This window comes from Ramlibacter sp. (assembly GCF_013697775.1).
GTDB lineage: Bacteria > Pseudomonadota > Gammaproteobacteria > Burkholderiales > Burkholderiaceae_C > Ramlibacter.
The window spans coordinates 1-13,753 of record NZ_JACCWG010000297.1; the positions used below are offsets into that span (position 1 = coordinate 1).

At 68.3% G+C, this 13,753-nt stretch carries 20 protein-coding genes and 1 pseudogene; 3 read left to right on the top strand and 18 right to left on the bottom strand.

Annotated elements, in window-relative coordinates; all coding sequences use genetic code 11:
- Window positions 1-207 (top strand): annotated as a pseudogene (locus tag H0U68_RS14925) (hypothetical protein); the annotation flags it as partial.
- A 54-nt stretch (window positions 208-261) separates the two neighbouring features.
- On the opposite strand, the gene H0U68_RS14930 reads toward H0U68_RS14925, so the two are convergent.
- Complete coding sequence (locus H0U68_RS14930; protein ID WP_296356925.1) at window positions 262-1,146, bottom strand: hypothetical protein; 885 nt, start codon at window positions 1,144-1,146, stop codon at window positions 262-264.
- Between the two features lie 190 nt (window positions 1,147-1,336).
- On the opposite strand from H0U68_RS14930, the gene H0U68_RS14935 reads away from it, so the two are divergent.
- Together H0U68_RS14935 and H0U68_RS14940 are read left to right on the top strand one after the other, a co-directional pair.
- Complete coding sequence (locus H0U68_RS14935; RefSeq protein WP_296356927.1) at window positions 1,337-2,245, top strand: EamA family transporter; 909 nt, start codon at window positions 1,337-1,339, stop codon at window positions 2,243-2,245.
- Between the two features lie 111 nt (window positions 2,246-2,356).
- Window positions 2,357-2,548, top strand: coding sequence for a hypothetical protein (locus tag H0U68_RS14940; protein ID WP_296356929.1), 192 nt, complete (start codon window positions 2,357-2,359; stop codon window positions 2,546-2,548).
- Between the two features lie 30 nt (window positions 2,549-2,578).
- Here H0U68_RS14940 and fnr read toward each other — a convergent pair whose 3' ends face one another.
- The 17 genes from fnr to H0U68_RS15025 form a co-directional block, all read right to left on the bottom strand.
- A complete protein-coding gene (gene fnr, locus H0U68_RS14945) occupies window positions 2,579-3,304 on the bottom strand; it encodes a fumarate/nitrate reduction transcriptional regulator Fnr (RefSeq protein ID WP_296356961.1) in 726 nt (241 codons plus the stop codon).
- Window positions 3,305-3,395: 91 nt separating this feature from the next.
- Window positions 3,396-3,785 (bottom strand): response regulator, encoded by a 390-nt coding sequence (locus H0U68_RS14950; protein WP_296356931.1) that lies wholly within the window; start codon window positions 3,783-3,785, stop codon window positions 3,396-3,398.
- A 90-nt stretch (window positions 3,786-3,875) separates the two neighbouring features.
- Window positions 3,876-4,520 (bottom strand): response regulator transcription factor, encoded by a 645-nt coding sequence (locus tag H0U68_RS14955; RefSeq protein WP_296356933.1) that lies wholly within the window; start codon window positions 4,518-4,520, stop codon window positions 3,876-3,878.
- A complete protein-coding gene (locus tag H0U68_RS14960; RefSeq protein WP_296356935.1) occupies window positions 4,517-5,575 on the bottom strand; it encodes a PAS domain-containing sensor histidine kinase in 1,059 nt (352 codons plus the stop codon). The genes H0U68_RS14955 and H0U68_RS14960 overlap by 4 nt, the downstream gene beginning before the upstream one ends.
- Window positions 5,576-5,667: 92 nt before the next feature.
- Window positions 5,668-5,892, bottom strand: coding sequence for a hypothetical protein (locus tag H0U68_RS14965; protein ID WP_296356936.1), 225 nt, complete (start codon window positions 5,890-5,892; stop codon window positions 5,668-5,670).
- A 246-nt stretch (window positions 5,893-6,138) separates the two neighbouring features.
- Entirely contained in the window at window positions 6,139-6,774 is a 636-nt protein-coding gene (locus tag H0U68_RS14970; RefSeq protein ID WP_296356938.1) for a glutathione S-transferase family protein, read from the bottom strand.
- Window positions 6,775-6,836: 62 nt separating this feature from the next.
- Window positions 6,837-7,244 carry a hypothetical protein gene (locus H0U68_RS14975; protein ID WP_296356940.1) on the bottom strand — a complete coding sequence of 136 codons (408 nt, stop codon included), beginning with the start codon at window positions 7,242-7,244 and terminating at the stop codon, window positions 6,837-6,839.
- Complete coding sequence (locus H0U68_RS14980; RefSeq protein WP_296356941.1) at window positions 7,244-7,831, bottom strand: hypothetical protein; 588 nt, start codon at window positions 7,829-7,831, stop codon at window positions 7,244-7,246. Before H0U68_RS14980 ends, H0U68_RS14975 begins: the two co-directional genes overlap by 1 nt.
- 197 nt (window positions 7,832-8,028) lie before the next feature.
- Window positions 8,029-8,265, bottom strand: a complete 237-nt coding sequence (locus H0U68_RS14985) for a hypothetical protein (protein ID WP_296356943.1) — start codon at window positions 8,263-8,265, stop codon at window positions 8,029-8,031.
- Window positions 8,266-8,283: 18 nt separating this feature from the next.
- Window positions 8,284-8,538 carry a FixH family protein gene (locus H0U68_RS14990; protein WP_296356945.1) on the bottom strand — a complete coding sequence of 85 codons (255 nt, stop codon included), beginning with the start codon at window positions 8,536-8,538 and terminating at the stop codon, window positions 8,284-8,286.
- Between the two features lie 17 nt (window positions 8,539-8,555).
- Window positions 8,556-9,989 carry a cytochrome c oxidase accessory protein CcoG gene (ccoG, locus tag H0U68_RS14995; RefSeq protein WP_296356947.1) on the bottom strand — a complete coding sequence of 478 codons (1,434 nt, stop codon included), beginning with the start codon at window positions 9,987-9,989 and terminating at the stop codon, window positions 8,556-8,558.
- 10 nt (window positions 9,990-9,999) lie between these two features.
- A complete protein-coding gene (ccoP, locus tag H0U68_RS15000) occupies window positions 10,000-10,923 on the bottom strand; it encodes a cytochrome-c oxidase, cbb3-type subunit III (protein ID WP_296356949.1) in 924 nt (307 codons plus the stop codon).
- Window positions 10,924-10,932: 9 nt separating this feature from the next.
- Window positions 10,933-11,070, bottom strand: a complete 138-nt coding sequence (locus H0U68_RS15005; protein ID WP_296356951.1) for a cbb3-type cytochrome c oxidase subunit 3 — start codon at window positions 11,068-11,070, stop codon at window positions 10,933-10,935.
- A gap of 10 nt (window positions 11,071-11,080) precedes the next feature.
- The gene (gene ccoO / locus H0U68_RS15010) at window positions 11,081-11,719 is read right to left on the bottom strand and encodes a cytochrome-c oxidase, cbb3-type subunit II (protein WP_296356953.1); all 639 of its coding nucleotides are present in this window, start codon (window positions 11,717-11,719) and stop codon (window positions 11,081-11,083) included.
- Between the two features lie 13 nt (window positions 11,720-11,732).
- Window positions 11,733-13,166: a cytochrome-c oxidase, cbb3-type subunit I gene (gene ccoN / locus H0U68_RS15015; RefSeq protein ID WP_296356956.1), complete on the bottom strand. Its 1,434-nt coding sequence runs from the start codon at window positions 13,164-13,166 to the stop codon at window positions 11,733-11,735.
- Window positions 13,167-13,231: 65 nt separating this feature from the next.
- Complete coding sequence (gene ccoS / locus H0U68_RS15020; RefSeq protein ID WP_296356958.1) at window positions 13,232-13,369, bottom strand: cbb3-type cytochrome oxidase assembly protein CcoS; 138 nt, start codon at window positions 13,367-13,369, stop codon at window positions 13,232-13,234.
- On the bottom strand, window positions 13,348-13,753 hold a 406-nt coding region (locus tag H0U68_RS15025), incomplete at its 5' end, for an HAD-IC family P-type ATPase (protein ID WP_296356960.1). The genes H0U68_RS15025 and ccoS, both read right to left, overlap by 22 nt.

The window sequence follows — 13,753 nt, forward strand, 5'->3', positions numbered from 1 at the left end:
GAGCCCGCCAGCCTGGCCCTGGCGCACCGGCTGCAGCGCGGCGAAGAAGCGCCGCACACCGGCCTGGCGCCCGTGTGGGACGCGCTCGTGGCCGAGCCGCGGCTGCGCTCCGCCCTGCACCAGTACGACACCGCCCGGGCGGTGCGCGACGCCATGCTGCATCCCGACGACCTGCTGGCGACGGTGGCGCGGCTTCTCGTCGGCTGAGCACGCTGACCCGCCGCCAAGCGACGAATCCACGCCGGCGCCCGCGGCCGGTCGTCAGCTCGCGAGCAGGCGCTGGCGCTGGTATTCGCTGCGCTTCATGCGCAGGTAGGCGTCGCGGTCCACCTCGCGCAGCTGGCGCGGGTATTTCTCGGTGGCGTCGAACCAGGCCTGCAGGCGCTTGTCCAGCTGCTGCGCGGGCGGGGCCGACAGCGAACCCATGTAGGCCTGGATGGCCAGGTAGTAGCGCATGGTGTTGCGCTCCACCACGCCGCGCATGCCGCCCACGTATTCGGCCTGCTGGCTGCCGCGCGCTGGCTGCGCCACGGTGAAACCCACCTTGTCGCGGCCCACGGTGGCCAGGTAGACCTGCATCGCCATGTTGCTGGCGCCGCCGTAGGCAAACGAATAGCCCATGTGCAGGAAGGTGCGCCCGCCCTCCAGCGGAACGGCCTCGGCCATCAGCTGGTAGTCGCGCGTGTCGTACGGGCCGTCGGGCGCGCGCATCTCCACGTCCAGGTAGTCCTGCCGCACCGTCGGAGGCTGCCACGCGAAGGACAGCAGGGTGGCGTTCTGCGGCGACTGCTCCACCTTTTTGCCCACCCGCACGTCGATGCGGTTGCGCCCGCCGTCGGTCACGCGGCTGCACTGCTTGGTGTTCAGGTGCAGGATGAGCACGTCGCACCAGCGCGCCGGGTCGCCCAGCGCGGCGCTCACGTCGGCGAACGGGTGCTCCAGCACCGCGTAGACGTCGCCTTCGAGCCGGTTGCCGGCCTCCGAGGACTGCATCTGCAGCGGCAAGCCCAGCGGATTGGCGGCCAGTTGCGGGGCCAGGGTGGCATGGCGCTGGCGCAGCGCGCCGGGACCGATGGAAGGGCCCGCGGAGGCCGCCACGGCCGCGCTGCCGAGCACAGCGGACAGCACCAGGCGGCGCCAGGACATACGGTAGAGAACCTTTTTCAGCATAGACCTTTCGATGGAGCGACCGGGGGAAGGTTCCGCACGGCAGCGCATGAGGTGGCGCCGGCTCGACTGTGCGACCATGGTACCGCCTGCTGCACGGCCGGCTGACGCGCGGCGGCCCTTGGGGCGGCGTATAGAATCCGCCGCAAAAGCACCCTGGGAGGGCCGCGTGAAACTCAAGGACTATCTGGTCGCCATTGCGTGCGTGGTGCTGTGGGGGCTGACGTTCCCCGTCATCAAGCACATGTCGGGCTTCGTGCCGGGCATCTTCCTCACCGCCTGCCGCTTCGCCGTCATCGCGATCCCGGTGGCCTTCACGGCCTTCCCCAACATGGGCTGGAAGCGCTTTCTCGTCTACTCCCTGTGCTTCGGCTGCGGCCAGTACCTGCTGTCCACGCTGGGCATCTACTACGGCCTGTCGGCCGGCATCGCCGCGGTGATCATGCAGGTGCAGGTGTTCATCACCATCGGCCTGGCCTATGCCTGGCTGCACGAGAAGGTCGGCGTGCCGCAGGTGATCGGCAGCATCCTGGGCTTCGCCGGCGTGGCGCTGCTGCTGTTCTTCAACACCTATTTCTCGGTGTCGGTCATCGGGCTGATCATCACCTTCACGGCCAGCTGCTGCTGGGCCGCGGTGAACCTGATCGTGAAGACCTCCAAGATCACCGACTTCACCTCGCTGGTGGCCTGGGGGGCGCTGCCGAACATCCCCATCCTGTGGCTGATGTCCTGGGGCTTCGGCGAGTTCGACAAAGTGCACCTGGACACCAGCCAGCTGCTGCAGCTGGCCGGCTCGGTGATCTTCCTGGGCCTGGTCGTCACCTTCGGCGTGTCGGTGTTCTGGAACGGCCTGCTGAAGAAGCACGCGGCGATCCAGGTGGCGCCGTTCTCGCTGCTGATCCCGGTGGTGGGCCTGGTCTCTTCGTGGCTGTGGTTCCACGACACCGACAGCAAGCAGATCGCGCCGCTGGCGCTGATCTTCGCCGGCCTCGCGGTGGTGATCGGGGCCAATGCGCTGGGCTCGCGCGCTGCCGCGGCAGCGGCCGCCTTGAAAGCGGCGGCGCCCGCGCGCGCTTGATCGATTGCGTAAGAATTCGTAGCTGAGCATCGGGGAAAAGACGCATCGCGTTACCACTTGCCTGCATCTTGTCGCACGTGGTGCGTAGGATGAATCCCACAGGCACACGCGATGAAGAAGTCTTCCCCCTCCGACCGCAATCCGCAGCAACCCTCGGGCAAGCTGCCGGCGGCCGGGCACCGTTCCGGCAAGGGCGCTTCCAGCATCGTGCCCTACCTCGACGAGGCGGCGAACAGCAAGCCGGCGCCACTGGAGCCCGAAGCCCACCAGCCGGCCGCCAAGCGCCCGCGCTGGCGCTGGTAGCCCGCTTGCGGGCAACGCAGGCTCACGCGATCACTGCACGCGCATCTCGAACGCGCGCTTCAATCCACCCAGGTCGATGATGCGGATGTGCTTCTTGTCGACTTCCAGCAGGCGCTGCTGCTGGAACGCCGAGAAGGTGCGGCTCACCGTCTCCAGCTTCATGCCCAGGTAGCTGCCGATCTCCGCGCGCGACATCCGCAGGTGGAACTCGCTGGGCGAGTAGCCGCGCGCCTTCAGCCGCTGCGACAGGTTTAGCAGGAAGGCCGCCAGGCGCTCTTCCGCGTTCATCGAGCCCAGCAGCAGCATCAGGCTGTGCTCGCGCACGATCTCGCGGCTCATCAGCCGGCTGACGATGTGCTGCATGTTGCTGTTGCCCGCCGCCAGCGCGTTCAGGTGCTCGTAGGGGATGGCGCAGATCTCGGCGTCTTCCAGCGCGCTGGCGGTGCTGGCGTGCGTGCCTTGCGCCACGCCGTCCAGGCCTATCAGCTCACCGGCCATGTGGAAGCCGGTGACCTGCTCGCGGCCGTCCTTCAAGGTGACGCTGGACTTGAAGGTGCCGGTGCGTACGGCGTAGATGAACTGGAACTTCTCGCCCTCGCGGTACAGCGGCTGGCCCGGCTTGATCCTGCGGCGGCCGAACTGCAGGCCGTCCAGCTGCTGCACGTCGTCGCAGTCCAGGCCGCAGGGCAGGCACAGGTCCTTCAAGTGGCAGGTGGAGCACTGCGGCTTGAGCGCGGGGGCAGCCGTGTCCACCATGGCGGTGTCCGCGTGGCGGCGCAGCATCTGGATCGGGGCGGCGGCGGCTTCGGTGGCGGTGTGCATGGCGGGGCTCTCTTGCTTTGGTCGTTCAGTACGGGACGGGCGCGCAGGCCGCGCGGACGGCTTGCGCGAGCTGGTCGAATTCGGAGCTCTTGTCCAGAAAACGCGCGGCACCCTCGGCCAGGTAGCGCTTGCGGTAGGCGGGGCCGCAGTTGTTGCTGAACACGATGAAGGCGATGCGCGGGTCGGCCAGGCGCACGGCCTTGAGCACCTGCAGGCCGCTGCCGCCTTCGAGCTGGACGTCCAGCACGACCACGTCGGGTTGCGAATTCAGGATGCCCCGGATGCAGGCCTGCGGCGTCTGGGCCTGCCCCACCACGGCCATGGCCCGGGCCGCCAGCATCTCGCCGACGCGCTGGCGGATCGGGGCCGAGTCGTCGGCGAGGAACACCTTGACGGGGACGGTGCGTGATTGCATGCCCGTACTGTCCGCCCTTCGGGCCGGCCGCGGCATCGGCGCACGCTGAGTCGCGGGCTCGGCATGTTCCGGATCGCGCTAGGAAGATTCCTAGGGCGCGTCGCCGCCCAGCCCGTGCTTGATGGCGTAGCGCACCAGCTCGCTCTGGTTGTTCAAGCCCAGCTTGTGCATCAGGTTGGACTTGTGCGTGCTCACGGTTTTCACCGAGAGGTGCAGGCGGGTGCCGATGTCGGTGACCGAGACGCCGTCCACCAGCAGCTTGAACACCTGGAACTCGCGGTCCGAGAGCGCCTCGTGCGGCGCGCTGGCCTGCCCGCCCGGCATGGCGCCCAGCGCCAGCTGTTCGGCCACTTCGGCGCTGATGTAGGCGCCGCCCGCGGCGATCTTGCGGATCGCCTGCTCCAGCTGCGCCGGCGCGCTTTCCTTGGTGAGGTAGCCGCTCGCGCCCGACTTGATCGAGCGCACCGCGTACTGCATTTCCTGGTGCATGGACAGCACCAGGATGCGCAGCCTGGGTTTTTCCGCCTTCACCAGCTTGATGAGCTCCATGCCGCTGCGCCCCGGCATCGACAGGTCCATCACCAGCACGTCGAAGTCGCGCTCGCGCACCACGCGCATCACCTCCGTGCCGTCGGCCGCCTCGCCCACCATCTCCAGGCCTTCGACCTCGCCGACGATGCGCTTCAAGCCCTCGCGCACGATGGCGTGATCGTCGGCGATGACGATGCGGATCATGCGCCGTCCTCCTCGTCGCGCACCGGAATGCGCGCCTCGATGCGCGTGCCCTGGCCGGGCCGGCTGTCCACGCCGACCGTGCCCTTGAGCAGGTGCGCGCGCTCGCGCAGGCCGACCAGGCCCAGCGACTGCGGCTTGCGCGGATCGTCCAGGCGAAAGCCCACGCCGTCGTCCTGCACGCTCACCACCATCTCGTCTCCCATGCGTGCCACCCGCACGCGCGCGCGCCGGGCATGCGCGTGCTTGGCGACGTTGGCGAGCGATTCCTGCACGATGCGAAACACCGCCGTGGCATAGGGTTCGCGCAGTTCCAGGTCCTCGTTGACGTCCAGGTCGCAGGGAATGCCGTGGCGCTGAGTGAAGTTCTGCGCCAGCCACTCGACGGCGGCACCGAGCCCCAGGTCGTCCAGCACCAGCGGGCGCAGGTCGGCCGCGATGCGCCGCGTGGCGGCCACGCTGGCGTCCAGCATGGCCAGCATGCCTTCCAGCCTGGCCAGTGCCTGCTCGCGCTGGCCGAGGTTGCCGCGCAGCCACATGGTGTCCATCTTGAGCGCGGTGAGCTGCTGCGCCAGTTCGTCGTGCAGCTCGCGCGCGATGCGCGACTTCTCCTGCTCGCGCACGCCGCCGGCTTCCGCCGCGAACGACGCCAGCTCCTCCTGCGCGCGCACCCGCTCGGTCACGTCGCGCAGGATCACGGTGTAGAGCTTGCCCTCGGGCGTGTCCAGCTGCGAGATCGAGGCCTCGATGGGGAATTCCTGGCCGTTGGCGCGCAGGCCGTACAGCACGGTGCCGTCGCCCATGCGGCGCGAGGTCACGCCGGTGGCGCCGAAGCGCCGCACGTGCTCGGCGTGGCCGGCCTGGTAGCGCTCGGGCAGCAGCCGCTGCAAGGGCTGGCCGCGCATCTCGGCGGCCGGGTAGCCGAAGATCTTCTCGGCCGCGCGGTTGTACAGCACGATGTTCTGCCCGGCGTCCACGGAGATGATCGCGTCCATGGCCGAATCCAGCAGTCCGGCCAGGCGGACCGCCGCGATGGCGTTGGGAATGGAAGCAGGCAAGCGCAACCCCTGGTCTGTGTCGCTGCCGCAGGCAGCGCCGCCGATGATAGCCCGCAGCATGAGGCAGGCCTGGCGCCTGCGGCCGCGCGGCGCTAAGGGCCGGAGTTCTCCTGGTCAGACATGGCACGGCAAAAGGCCATCAGCGCGGCGGTGTCGCTTTTCTGGATGACCGCATCCGCACCCAGCTCCAGGCAACGCTTGTACACCGCGGGCGAAGCGTAAGCGCTGAACACCACCACCTTGCCGCGCGTGGGCTGCGCATCGCAGCGCGCCACCACGCCCATGCCCGAGCCCTGCTGCAGCACGAGGTCCACCACGGCCAGGTCCCAGCCGCCGGGTGCTCATCCAGCCACAGGTTGGCCTCGGCCTCGGTGGTCGCCCCGCCGATGATCCGGAAGCCCGGCAGCGACTCGAGCAGTTGTGTCAGCACGGCACGCATCTGCCGCACGTCCTCTACAAGGAATATCCGCACATCCATGGCGAAGAGCATAGGCATGCGCTCCCCCGCCCCGATGTAGGACTTGGGCGACGCGGGCCGGCGCAGGTTCGCCGACCCTGCCGGTTCAAGTCGCCGGGCCGCGCTCGGCTTCCAGCACGCGCTGCACCAGCGGCTCGGCGAGCATGCGCGCGCGGTGCTCCAGCACGCGCGGCAGGCGCGACACGTCCACGGCGTCGCCTTCCAGCCACTTGGAGATGGTGAACAGGTAGTAGTCGCACACCGTCAGCTGCTCGCCCAGCACCCAGGGGCCGCGCAGCAGCTGTTCTTCGATCAGCGCGAAGGCGTCGCCCACGGCCTGCGGCAGCTTCTTCTTCATGGCCGCCAGCGAATGCGCGTCATCGGCATCCACCCAGCGGTAGCCGCGCCGGCCGTGGGCATGCGCCACGTGCACGGTGGCGCACAGGTAACTGTTGAATTCGTGCACCTGCGCCATGGCGAACGCATCGTCCAGCGGTGCGAGCCGCGCCTGCGGAAAGCTCTGCGCGATGTAGTGCAGCAGCGCGGGGGTTTCGGTGAGCACGCCGCGGTCGGTGGCCAGCGCCGGCACCCGGCCCTTCGGATTGACCTGCAAGTAGGCAGGCGAGCGCTGCTCGTCGCGCGAGAAATCCAGCCTCACCAGCGTGTAGTCGGCGCCGCTGTGCGCGAGCGCGAGGTGGGCCGCGAGGGCGCAGGTTCCGGGTGCGTAGTAGAGCGTCAACACGGTGAAAGGCTCCTGGGGCTGGGCTTGGGGAAGGCCAGCATACAGGAGCCTCGCTCAACGGCTCACAGCGTCAGCAGGCGCTGGAAGAAGGAACGGTAGCGTTGCAGCGCGATGCGCTGGTTCTCGGTGGCCGCATGGCCGGCGTCGCGCACGCCGGCTTCAATTTCCGAGCGCTGCTGCGCGAAGCTCTGGGCCAGGCTTTTCATCACCTGGGCCACCAGCTCGTCGGCCTGCTGCACGGCGCGTTGCGGATCGTCCACGAAGCCGATCTGCACGGCATCCCAGCGGGCGCGGAACTCCTGGGCCAGCTCGGTCGGGAACAGCGCGGTCAGCGGCTCGGGGCTGCCGGTGTGGGGATGGCCTGCCGGCACCATCTCCTGCATGGCGGGCTGCCGGTCGTCGCGCGGCTGCGTGTTCAAACCCGCCAGGTCGGCGGTGGACAGCGGGCGGTCTTCCAGTTCGCGGCTCATCAGTGTGTCTCCACATGGGGTTCGTGGCGCGCGGCGCCTTGGGGTTGCTCGACTTCCAGCAGCTCGGCGAAGAGCGCCCTGTAGTGCACCACGGCTTGGCGCATCTGCTCGGTGTCGGCCTCGCCGCGCGCGTCGCTCTGGGCGATGGCGTGGGCGGCGCGGTAGTGGTCCACCACGGCCGGATGGCGCACCGAAATGTCGGCCGCGCGGCGCTCGAAGTCTCCCATCGGGTAGCCGCGGCGCAGCATCAGCTCGCGCACCAGCATGTCGGCCTCGGCCAGCACACCTTTGGGGTTGTCGATGAAGCGCGACTGGATCGAGGTCCAGGACTGGATGAAGCGTGCCGCTTCTTGCGCCGGCAGCGGCACGATGTCCAGTTGCTCCACGCGCTTTTGGCGCGCGAGCAGCTCGGCTTCGGCCTTCGGCTTGCTGCCCATCTCTTCCACGGCCCGGTTGTATTCGGGGCCAAAGCGTTTTTCCAGCCCCTCGCTCTGCCGTTTTCGGTTGAAGAGCCAGGCGCCGATGAACAGCGCCGCGACGGCGAGCCCCACGAGAAGGATGAGGGATTCATTGTCCAGAACGGCCATGGGGAGCTCCTGTCGTGCATGCCGCGCACCGTTGCGCACGACCATCGCGCGCACGCAAGCACAGCGTTGCCATGGACCTTAGAACCCGCCTGCAAGGTGATCTGTCGGCGCGCGGCCCACGCGGCGCGGCGCGGCGCGCTGATGCAGGTGTAGGACGCGGCGCGCACGGCCGCGCCTGGGAAGAAATCCCGCCGCGCTCACTTGTTGAGTTCGGCCGGCGATATGCGCAGCACCGTGGTCAGCAGGCAAGCTGCCGTGCCGATCAGCCAGAAGACGAAGAACGCGGCCGTGTAGATGCCCTGGCGCGAGCCGCCGACGGCCTGGGCCGCCGAGTGCAACTCCAGCGGGTCGACCAGCGCGAACACCGCCAGTTCCAGGAGGCACGCGGCGAGGAACGCCGGCCACGCCACCCCCATGATTCGCTGTGTCCACATGCTGTCGCTTCCCTTCGTTTACGGCCGCGAGGGCGTTGCCGCATGGTTGCGGCCCTGCAGCGCCGGCAGCAGCGCGCGTTCGCGCGCCAGCTGCCTGTTGATCTCCATGCCGCGCCGGTAGTAGTCCTCGGCCACCAGCGTGTCCTGGCCGCTCGCCGCGATCCACGCGGTCACGCAGGAGGCCACCACCACCACGGCCGGCCCGGCGATCACCAGCCACACATGGCCGTGCTTCCACCAGGGCTTGGGCACAAGCTTGTCGTCGTCTTTCATTTGGCCATTGCCTCCATTCAGCGCGGCACCAGGAACACGGACTTTTCGCTCACGTGCGCGTCGCCGCCGACCGCGCCGATCGCGCCGATCGCGAAGTGGATCGGGTGCGACCCCGGCACTGCTCCGTCGTAGGGAAGCTGCACCCGCACCGCCACCCAGCGCGACTCGGCCGGGCCGACCTCGACCTCGGGCTCCGACGCCAGCACCAGGCCGGGCAGCCCGTCGGCCGCCAGGTGGTAGCGCTGCGGCCGCTCGGTGGCGTTCATGATCTGCAGCCGGTACACGTTCTCCAGCCTGCCGCCGGCCACGATGCGCGCCAGCGACGCGCGGTCGCGCACCACATCCACCTTCAGCGGCATGCGCAGCGCCAGGCTGGCCAGCACCCCGGTGGTCAGCACCGCGAGGATGGCGGCGTAGACCAGCACCCGCGGGCGCAGCACGTGGCGCAGGATCTCGCGCCCGCCCCAGCCCTGCTTGACCGCGTTCTGCGTGGTAAAGCGGATCAGCCCGCGCGGATAGCCCATCTTGTCCATCACGCCGTCGCACACGTCCACGCAGGCGGCGCAGCCGATGCATTCGTACTGCAGGCCCTCGCGAATGTCGATGCCGGTGGGGCACACCTGCACGCACAGTGTGCAGTCCACGCACGAGCCCAGCCCCGCCGCCTGGAAGTCCACCTGGCGCCCGCGCGAGCCGCGCGGCTCGCCGCGCGCCGTGTCGTAGCTGACGATCAGCGTGTCCTTGTCGAACATCGCGCTCTGGAAGCGCGCGTAGGGGCACATGTACTTGCACACCTGCTCGCGCATGAAGCCGGCGTTGCCGTAGGTGGCCAGGCCATAGAAGAACACCCAGAACACTTCCCACGAGCCCATGCGCGTCTGCAGGAATTCCAGGCCCAGCTCGCGGATGGGCGTGAAGTAGCCGACGAAGGTGAAGCCGGTCCACATCGCCAGCCCGATCCACAGGACGTGCTTGAACCACTTCTTGACCAGTTTCTCCAGCGAGAACGGCTGGCCGTCGAGCTTCATGCGCGCGCCCCGCTCGCCTTCCACCTTGCGCTCGATCCACAGGAACATTTCTGTGTAGACGGTCTGCGGGCAGGCGAAGCCGCACCACAAGCGCCCGGCGACGGCGGTGAACAGGAACAGCGACAGCGCGCTGATCACCAGCAGGCCGGTGAGGTAGATGAAGTCCTGCGGATAGAGGACGTAGCCGAAGATGTAGAAGCGCCGCATGCCCAGGTCGAACAGCACCGCCTGGCGCGCCGCGCTCTCGGTGGCCCAGGGCAGCCACGGCAGCCCGTAGAAGACCAGCTGCGTGAGCCACACGAAAGCCCAGCGCCACTTCGCGAAGATGCCGGTGACCGCACGCGGATAGATCTTCTTTTCGGAGACGTAGAGCGAGCGGCCCTCGTCGTACAGCGGCACGGCGGCGATGGGGATGATCTTCACCGCGGGTCCGTCACGGTTTCGCCGCTGCCGGCGCGGGCTTGTTGGACATGCCCCAGACGTACGCCGCCAGCACGTGGATCTGCGCATCCGTGAGCTTGCCCTCCTGCGCCGGCATCTGGCTGGTCTTGCCGTTCATGACCATGGCGACGATGGCCTGCTCGCCCCAGCCGTGCAGCCAGATGTCGTCGGTGAGGTTGGGCGCGCCCAGAGCCGGGCTGCCCTTGCCGTCGATGCCGTGGCAGGCGGCGCAGGCGGTGAACTTGCTCTTGCCCAGCTGCGCGCGCACCGAGTCGTGCGGCGCGCTGGACAGCGACAGCACGTAGTTGGCGACGTTCTTCACGTCGTCCGGGCTGCCGACGGCGGCGGCCATGGGCGGCATCTGGCCGGTGCGGCCCCTGGTGATGGTCTCCACGATCTTCGCCGGCTCGCCGCCGTGCAGCCAGTCCTTGTCGGTGAGGTTGGGAAAGCCCTTGCTGCCGCGCGCATCCGAGCCGTGGCACTGGGCGCAGTTGTTCATGAACAGCCGCTCGCCGATGGCCATGGCGTTCGCATCGCCGGCCACTTCCTCCACCTTGCGCGCGGTGAACTGCGCGTACAGCGGCTCCAGCTCCTTTTGCGCCTTGGCCATCTCGCCGTCGTATTCGGCGCGGGTGCTCCATTTCAACTGGCCTTCGTACGCGCCCAGGCCGGGATACGCCACCAGGTACAGCAGCGAGAAGACGATGGTGAGGACGAACATCCAGACCCACCACATCGGCAGCGGGTTGTTCATCTCGGTCAGGTCCTCGTCCCAGACGTGGCCGGTGTCGTTGGCCGCATTGAGCGGCACTTTCTTGCGCCCGGCGATCCACAGCAGGACCAGGCAGGCCAGGATGCCGGCCAGCGTGATGCCGGCGACGTAGACGGACCAGAAATTCGCGGTGAAGTCGCTCATGGTCCTGCCCTAGTCTTGCGTGAACGGAAGCTGCGCGGCTTCGTCGAAGCGTGCCCGGTTCCCGCGGGACCACGCCCAGGCGATGATGCCGAGGAAGGTGACAAAACTGGCGATGGTTGCGATCTCGCGCAGGAGGGTGACGTCCATGGCTGTTCTTCTATTTCAATGCGCGACCCATGGACTGCAGGTAGGCCACCAGCGCGTCCATCTCGGTCTTGTTCTTCAGGTCGTCGGCCCCCTTGGCGATCTCGGCGTCGGTGTAGGGCACGCCCACGGTGCGCAGCGCCTTCATGTGGGTGCCGATGCTGGCCGCGTCGGCCGGGCTCTTGTCCAGCCACACGTAGGCCGGCATGTTCGATTCGGGCACCAGGTCGCGCGGGTTGTTCAGGTGGATGCGGTGCCACTCGTCGCTGTACTTGCCGCCCACGCGGTGCAGGTCCGGGCCGGTGCGCTTGCTGCCCCACTGGAACGGGTGGTCATAGACGAATTCGCCGGCCACCGAGTAGTGGCCGTAGCGCAGCGTCTCGGCGCGGAACGGCCGGATCATCTGCGAGTGGCAGTTGTAGCAGCCCTCGCGGATGTAGATGTCGCGCCCGGCCAGCTGCAGCGCGGTGTAGGGCTTCACGCCCGTCACCGGCTCGGTGGTGGACTTCTGGAAGAACAGCGGCACGATCTCCACCAGGCCGCCGATGGCGACCACGAGCAGGATCAGCACGATCATCAGGAAGTTGCTGGTTTCGATCTTCTCGTGCGAGAAGCGGGCGGGGGTGGCGGCGGATGTTGCTTCGTTGCTCATGACGGGATGTCCTTCAGGCGGCTTGCGGCATCGGGATGGCAATGCGCACCGAGCGGCCCTGCGCCACGGTCATCCAGGTGTTCCAGGCCATGACCAGCATGCCGCCGAGGTACAGCACGCCGCCGATCACGCGGATCACGTAGAAGGGATAAGTGGCCTTCACCGATTCGACGAAGGTGTAGGTGAGCGTGCCGTCGGCGTTGATGGCGCGCCACATCAGGCCCTGCATCACGCCGGCGATCCACATGGCGGCGATGTACAGCACGATGCCCAGCGTGGCCAGCCAGAAGTGCAGCTCGATGGCCGGCACCGAGTGCATCCTCTTCTGGCCGAACAGGCGCGGGATCAGGAAGTACAGCGAGCCCATGGTCACCAGGCCGACCCAGCCGAGCGCGCCGGAGTGCACGTGGCCGATGGTCCAGTCGGTGTAGTGCGACAGCGCGTTGACCGTCTTGATGGACATCATCGGACCTTCGAACGTGCTCATGCCGTAGAACGACAGCGACACGATCAGGAAGCGCAGCACCGGGTCGTCGCGCAGCTTGTGCCAGGCACCCGACAGCGTCATCACGCCGTTGATCATGCCGCCCCAGCTGGGCGCCAGCAGGATCAGCGAAAACACCATGCCGACCGACTGCGTCCAGTCCGGCAGCGCCGTGTAGTGCAGGTGGTGCGGGCCGGCCCACATGTAGGTGAAGATCAGCGCCCAGAAGTGGACGATGGACAGGCGGTAGCTGTAGACCGGGCGCTCGGCCTGCTTGGGGATGAAGTAATACATCATCCCCAGGAAGCCGGCGGTGAGGAAGAAGCCCACCGCGTTGTGGCCGTACCACCACTGCACCATCGCGTCCTGCACGCCGGCATAGGCCGAATACGACTTCATCCAGCCGGCCGGAATTTCCGCGCTGTTGACGATGTGAAGCACCGCCACCGCCAGGATGAAGGCGCCGAAGAACCAGTTGGCCACGTAGATGTGGCGGACCTTGCGGATGCCGATGGTGCCGAAGAACACGACGGCGTAGGACACCCACACCAGCGCGATCAGGATGTCGATCGGCCACTCCAGTTCCGCGTATTCCTTGCCGGTGGTGTAGCCCATCGGCAGCGAGAACGCCGCGGCGACGATCACCGCCTGCCAGCCCCAGAAGGTGAAGGCGGCGAGTTTCGGCAGGAACAGTCCGGTGTGGCAGGTGCGCTGCACCACGTAGTAGCTGGTGCCGAACAGCGCGCAGCCGCCGAACGCGAAGATGACGGCGTTGGTGTGCAGCGGCCGCAGCCGCCCGTAGCTGAGCCACGGAATGCCCATGTTCAGCTCGGGCCACGCGAGCTGGGCCGCGATGAGCACGCCGACCGACATGCCCACCACACCCCAGACGACGGCCGCAAGGGAGAACTGCCGCACGACGGTGTCGTCGTAGTTGGCAGCGGGAGCGGCTTGGACGTTCATGGAGGGACCTTCTTTTGCGACCCTTCCAGTGTCCGGGCCGGGTCCCACGGCGGCCTTGACGCAGGTCAATCGGAGCGAAGAATGCGTTCGCCCTCGGCGTCCACGGAATCGAATTGCCCGCGCCACACCGCCCAGCCGAGCGCGCCCAGCACGATGAGTGCGAGGGCGACGGACAACGGGATCAGGATGAAGAGGATGTCCATGGCATTGCCGGAATGCGCGCCAGCCGCGCGGCGTTGAAGATGACCACCAGCGAGCTCGCGGCCATGCCCAGCCCGGCCAGCCAGGGCGGCATGTAGCCCGCCAGGGCGAGCGGGACGCAGACGGCGTTGTAGCCGGCGGCCCAGGCCAGGTTCTGGCGCACCACGCGCGCGGTGCGGCGCGCCTGCGCCAGCAGCAGCGGCACGCGGTCCAGCTGGCCGCCCAGCACGATGAAGTCGCAGCGCGCCTGCGCCACCGGCACCGCCTGGCCGACCGCCACCGACACGTCGGCGCGCGCCAGCACCGGGCCGTCGTTCATGCCGTCGCCGACCATCGCCACGCGGCGGCCGCCGCGCTGCGCCGCCTGCACATGGCGCAGCTTGTCC

Coding starts and splice junctions, on each gene's coding strand:
- H0U68_RS14990 (WP_296356945.1), bottom strand. CDS start 8,538: ATGAAAGACGACGACAAGCTTGTGCCCAAGCCCTGGTGGAAGCACGGC.
- H0U68_RS14955 (WP_296356933.1), bottom strand. CDS start 4,520: ATGATCCGCATCGTCATCGCCGACGATCACGCCATCGTGCGCGAGGGC.
- H0U68_RS15005 (WP_296356951.1), bottom strand. CDS start 11,070: ATGGACGTCACCCTCCTGCGCGAGATCGCAACCATCGCCAGTTTTGTC.
- H0U68_RS14950 (WP_296356931.1), bottom strand. CDS start 3,785: ATGCAATCACGCACCGTCCCCGTCAAGGTGTTCCTCGCCGACGACTCG.
- H0U68_RS14980 (WP_296356941.1), bottom strand. CDS start 7,831: ATGGCCGTTCTGGACAATGAATCCCTCATCCTTCTCGTGGGGCTCGCC.
- ccoP (WP_296356949.1), bottom strand. CDS start 10,923: ATGAGCGACTTCACCGCGAATTTCTGGTCCGTCTACGTCGCCGGCATC.
- H0U68_RS14930 (WP_296356925.1), bottom strand. CDS start 1,146: ATGTCCTGGCGCCGCCTGGTGCTGTCCGCTGTGCTCGGCAGCGCGGCC.
- H0U68_RS14940 (WP_296356929.1), top strand. CDS start 2,357: ATGAAGAAGTCTTCCCCCTCCGACCGCAATCCGCAGCAACCCTCGGGC.
- ccoS (WP_296356958.1), bottom strand. CDS start 13,369: ATGGACATCCTCTTCATCCTGATCCCGTTGTCCGTCGCCCTCGCACTC.
- H0U68_RS14975 (WP_296356940.1), bottom strand. CDS start 7,244: ATGAGCCGCGAACTGGAAGACCGCCCGCTGTCCACCGCCGACCTGGCG.
- fnr (WP_296356961.1), bottom strand. CDS start 3,304: ATGGTGGACACGGCTGCCCCCGCGCTCAAGCCGCAGTGCTCCACCTGC.
- H0U68_RS14985 (WP_296356943.1), bottom strand. CDS start 8,265: ATGTGGACACAGCGAATCATGGGGGTGGCGTGGCCGGCGTTCCTCGCC.
- ccoN (WP_296356956.1), bottom strand. CDS start 13,166: ATGAACGTCCAAGCCGCTCCCGCTGCCAACTACGACGACACCGTCGTG.
- ccoO (WP_296356953.1), bottom strand. CDS start 11,719: ATGAGCAACGAAGCAACATCCGCCGCCACCCCCGCCCGCTTCTCGCAC.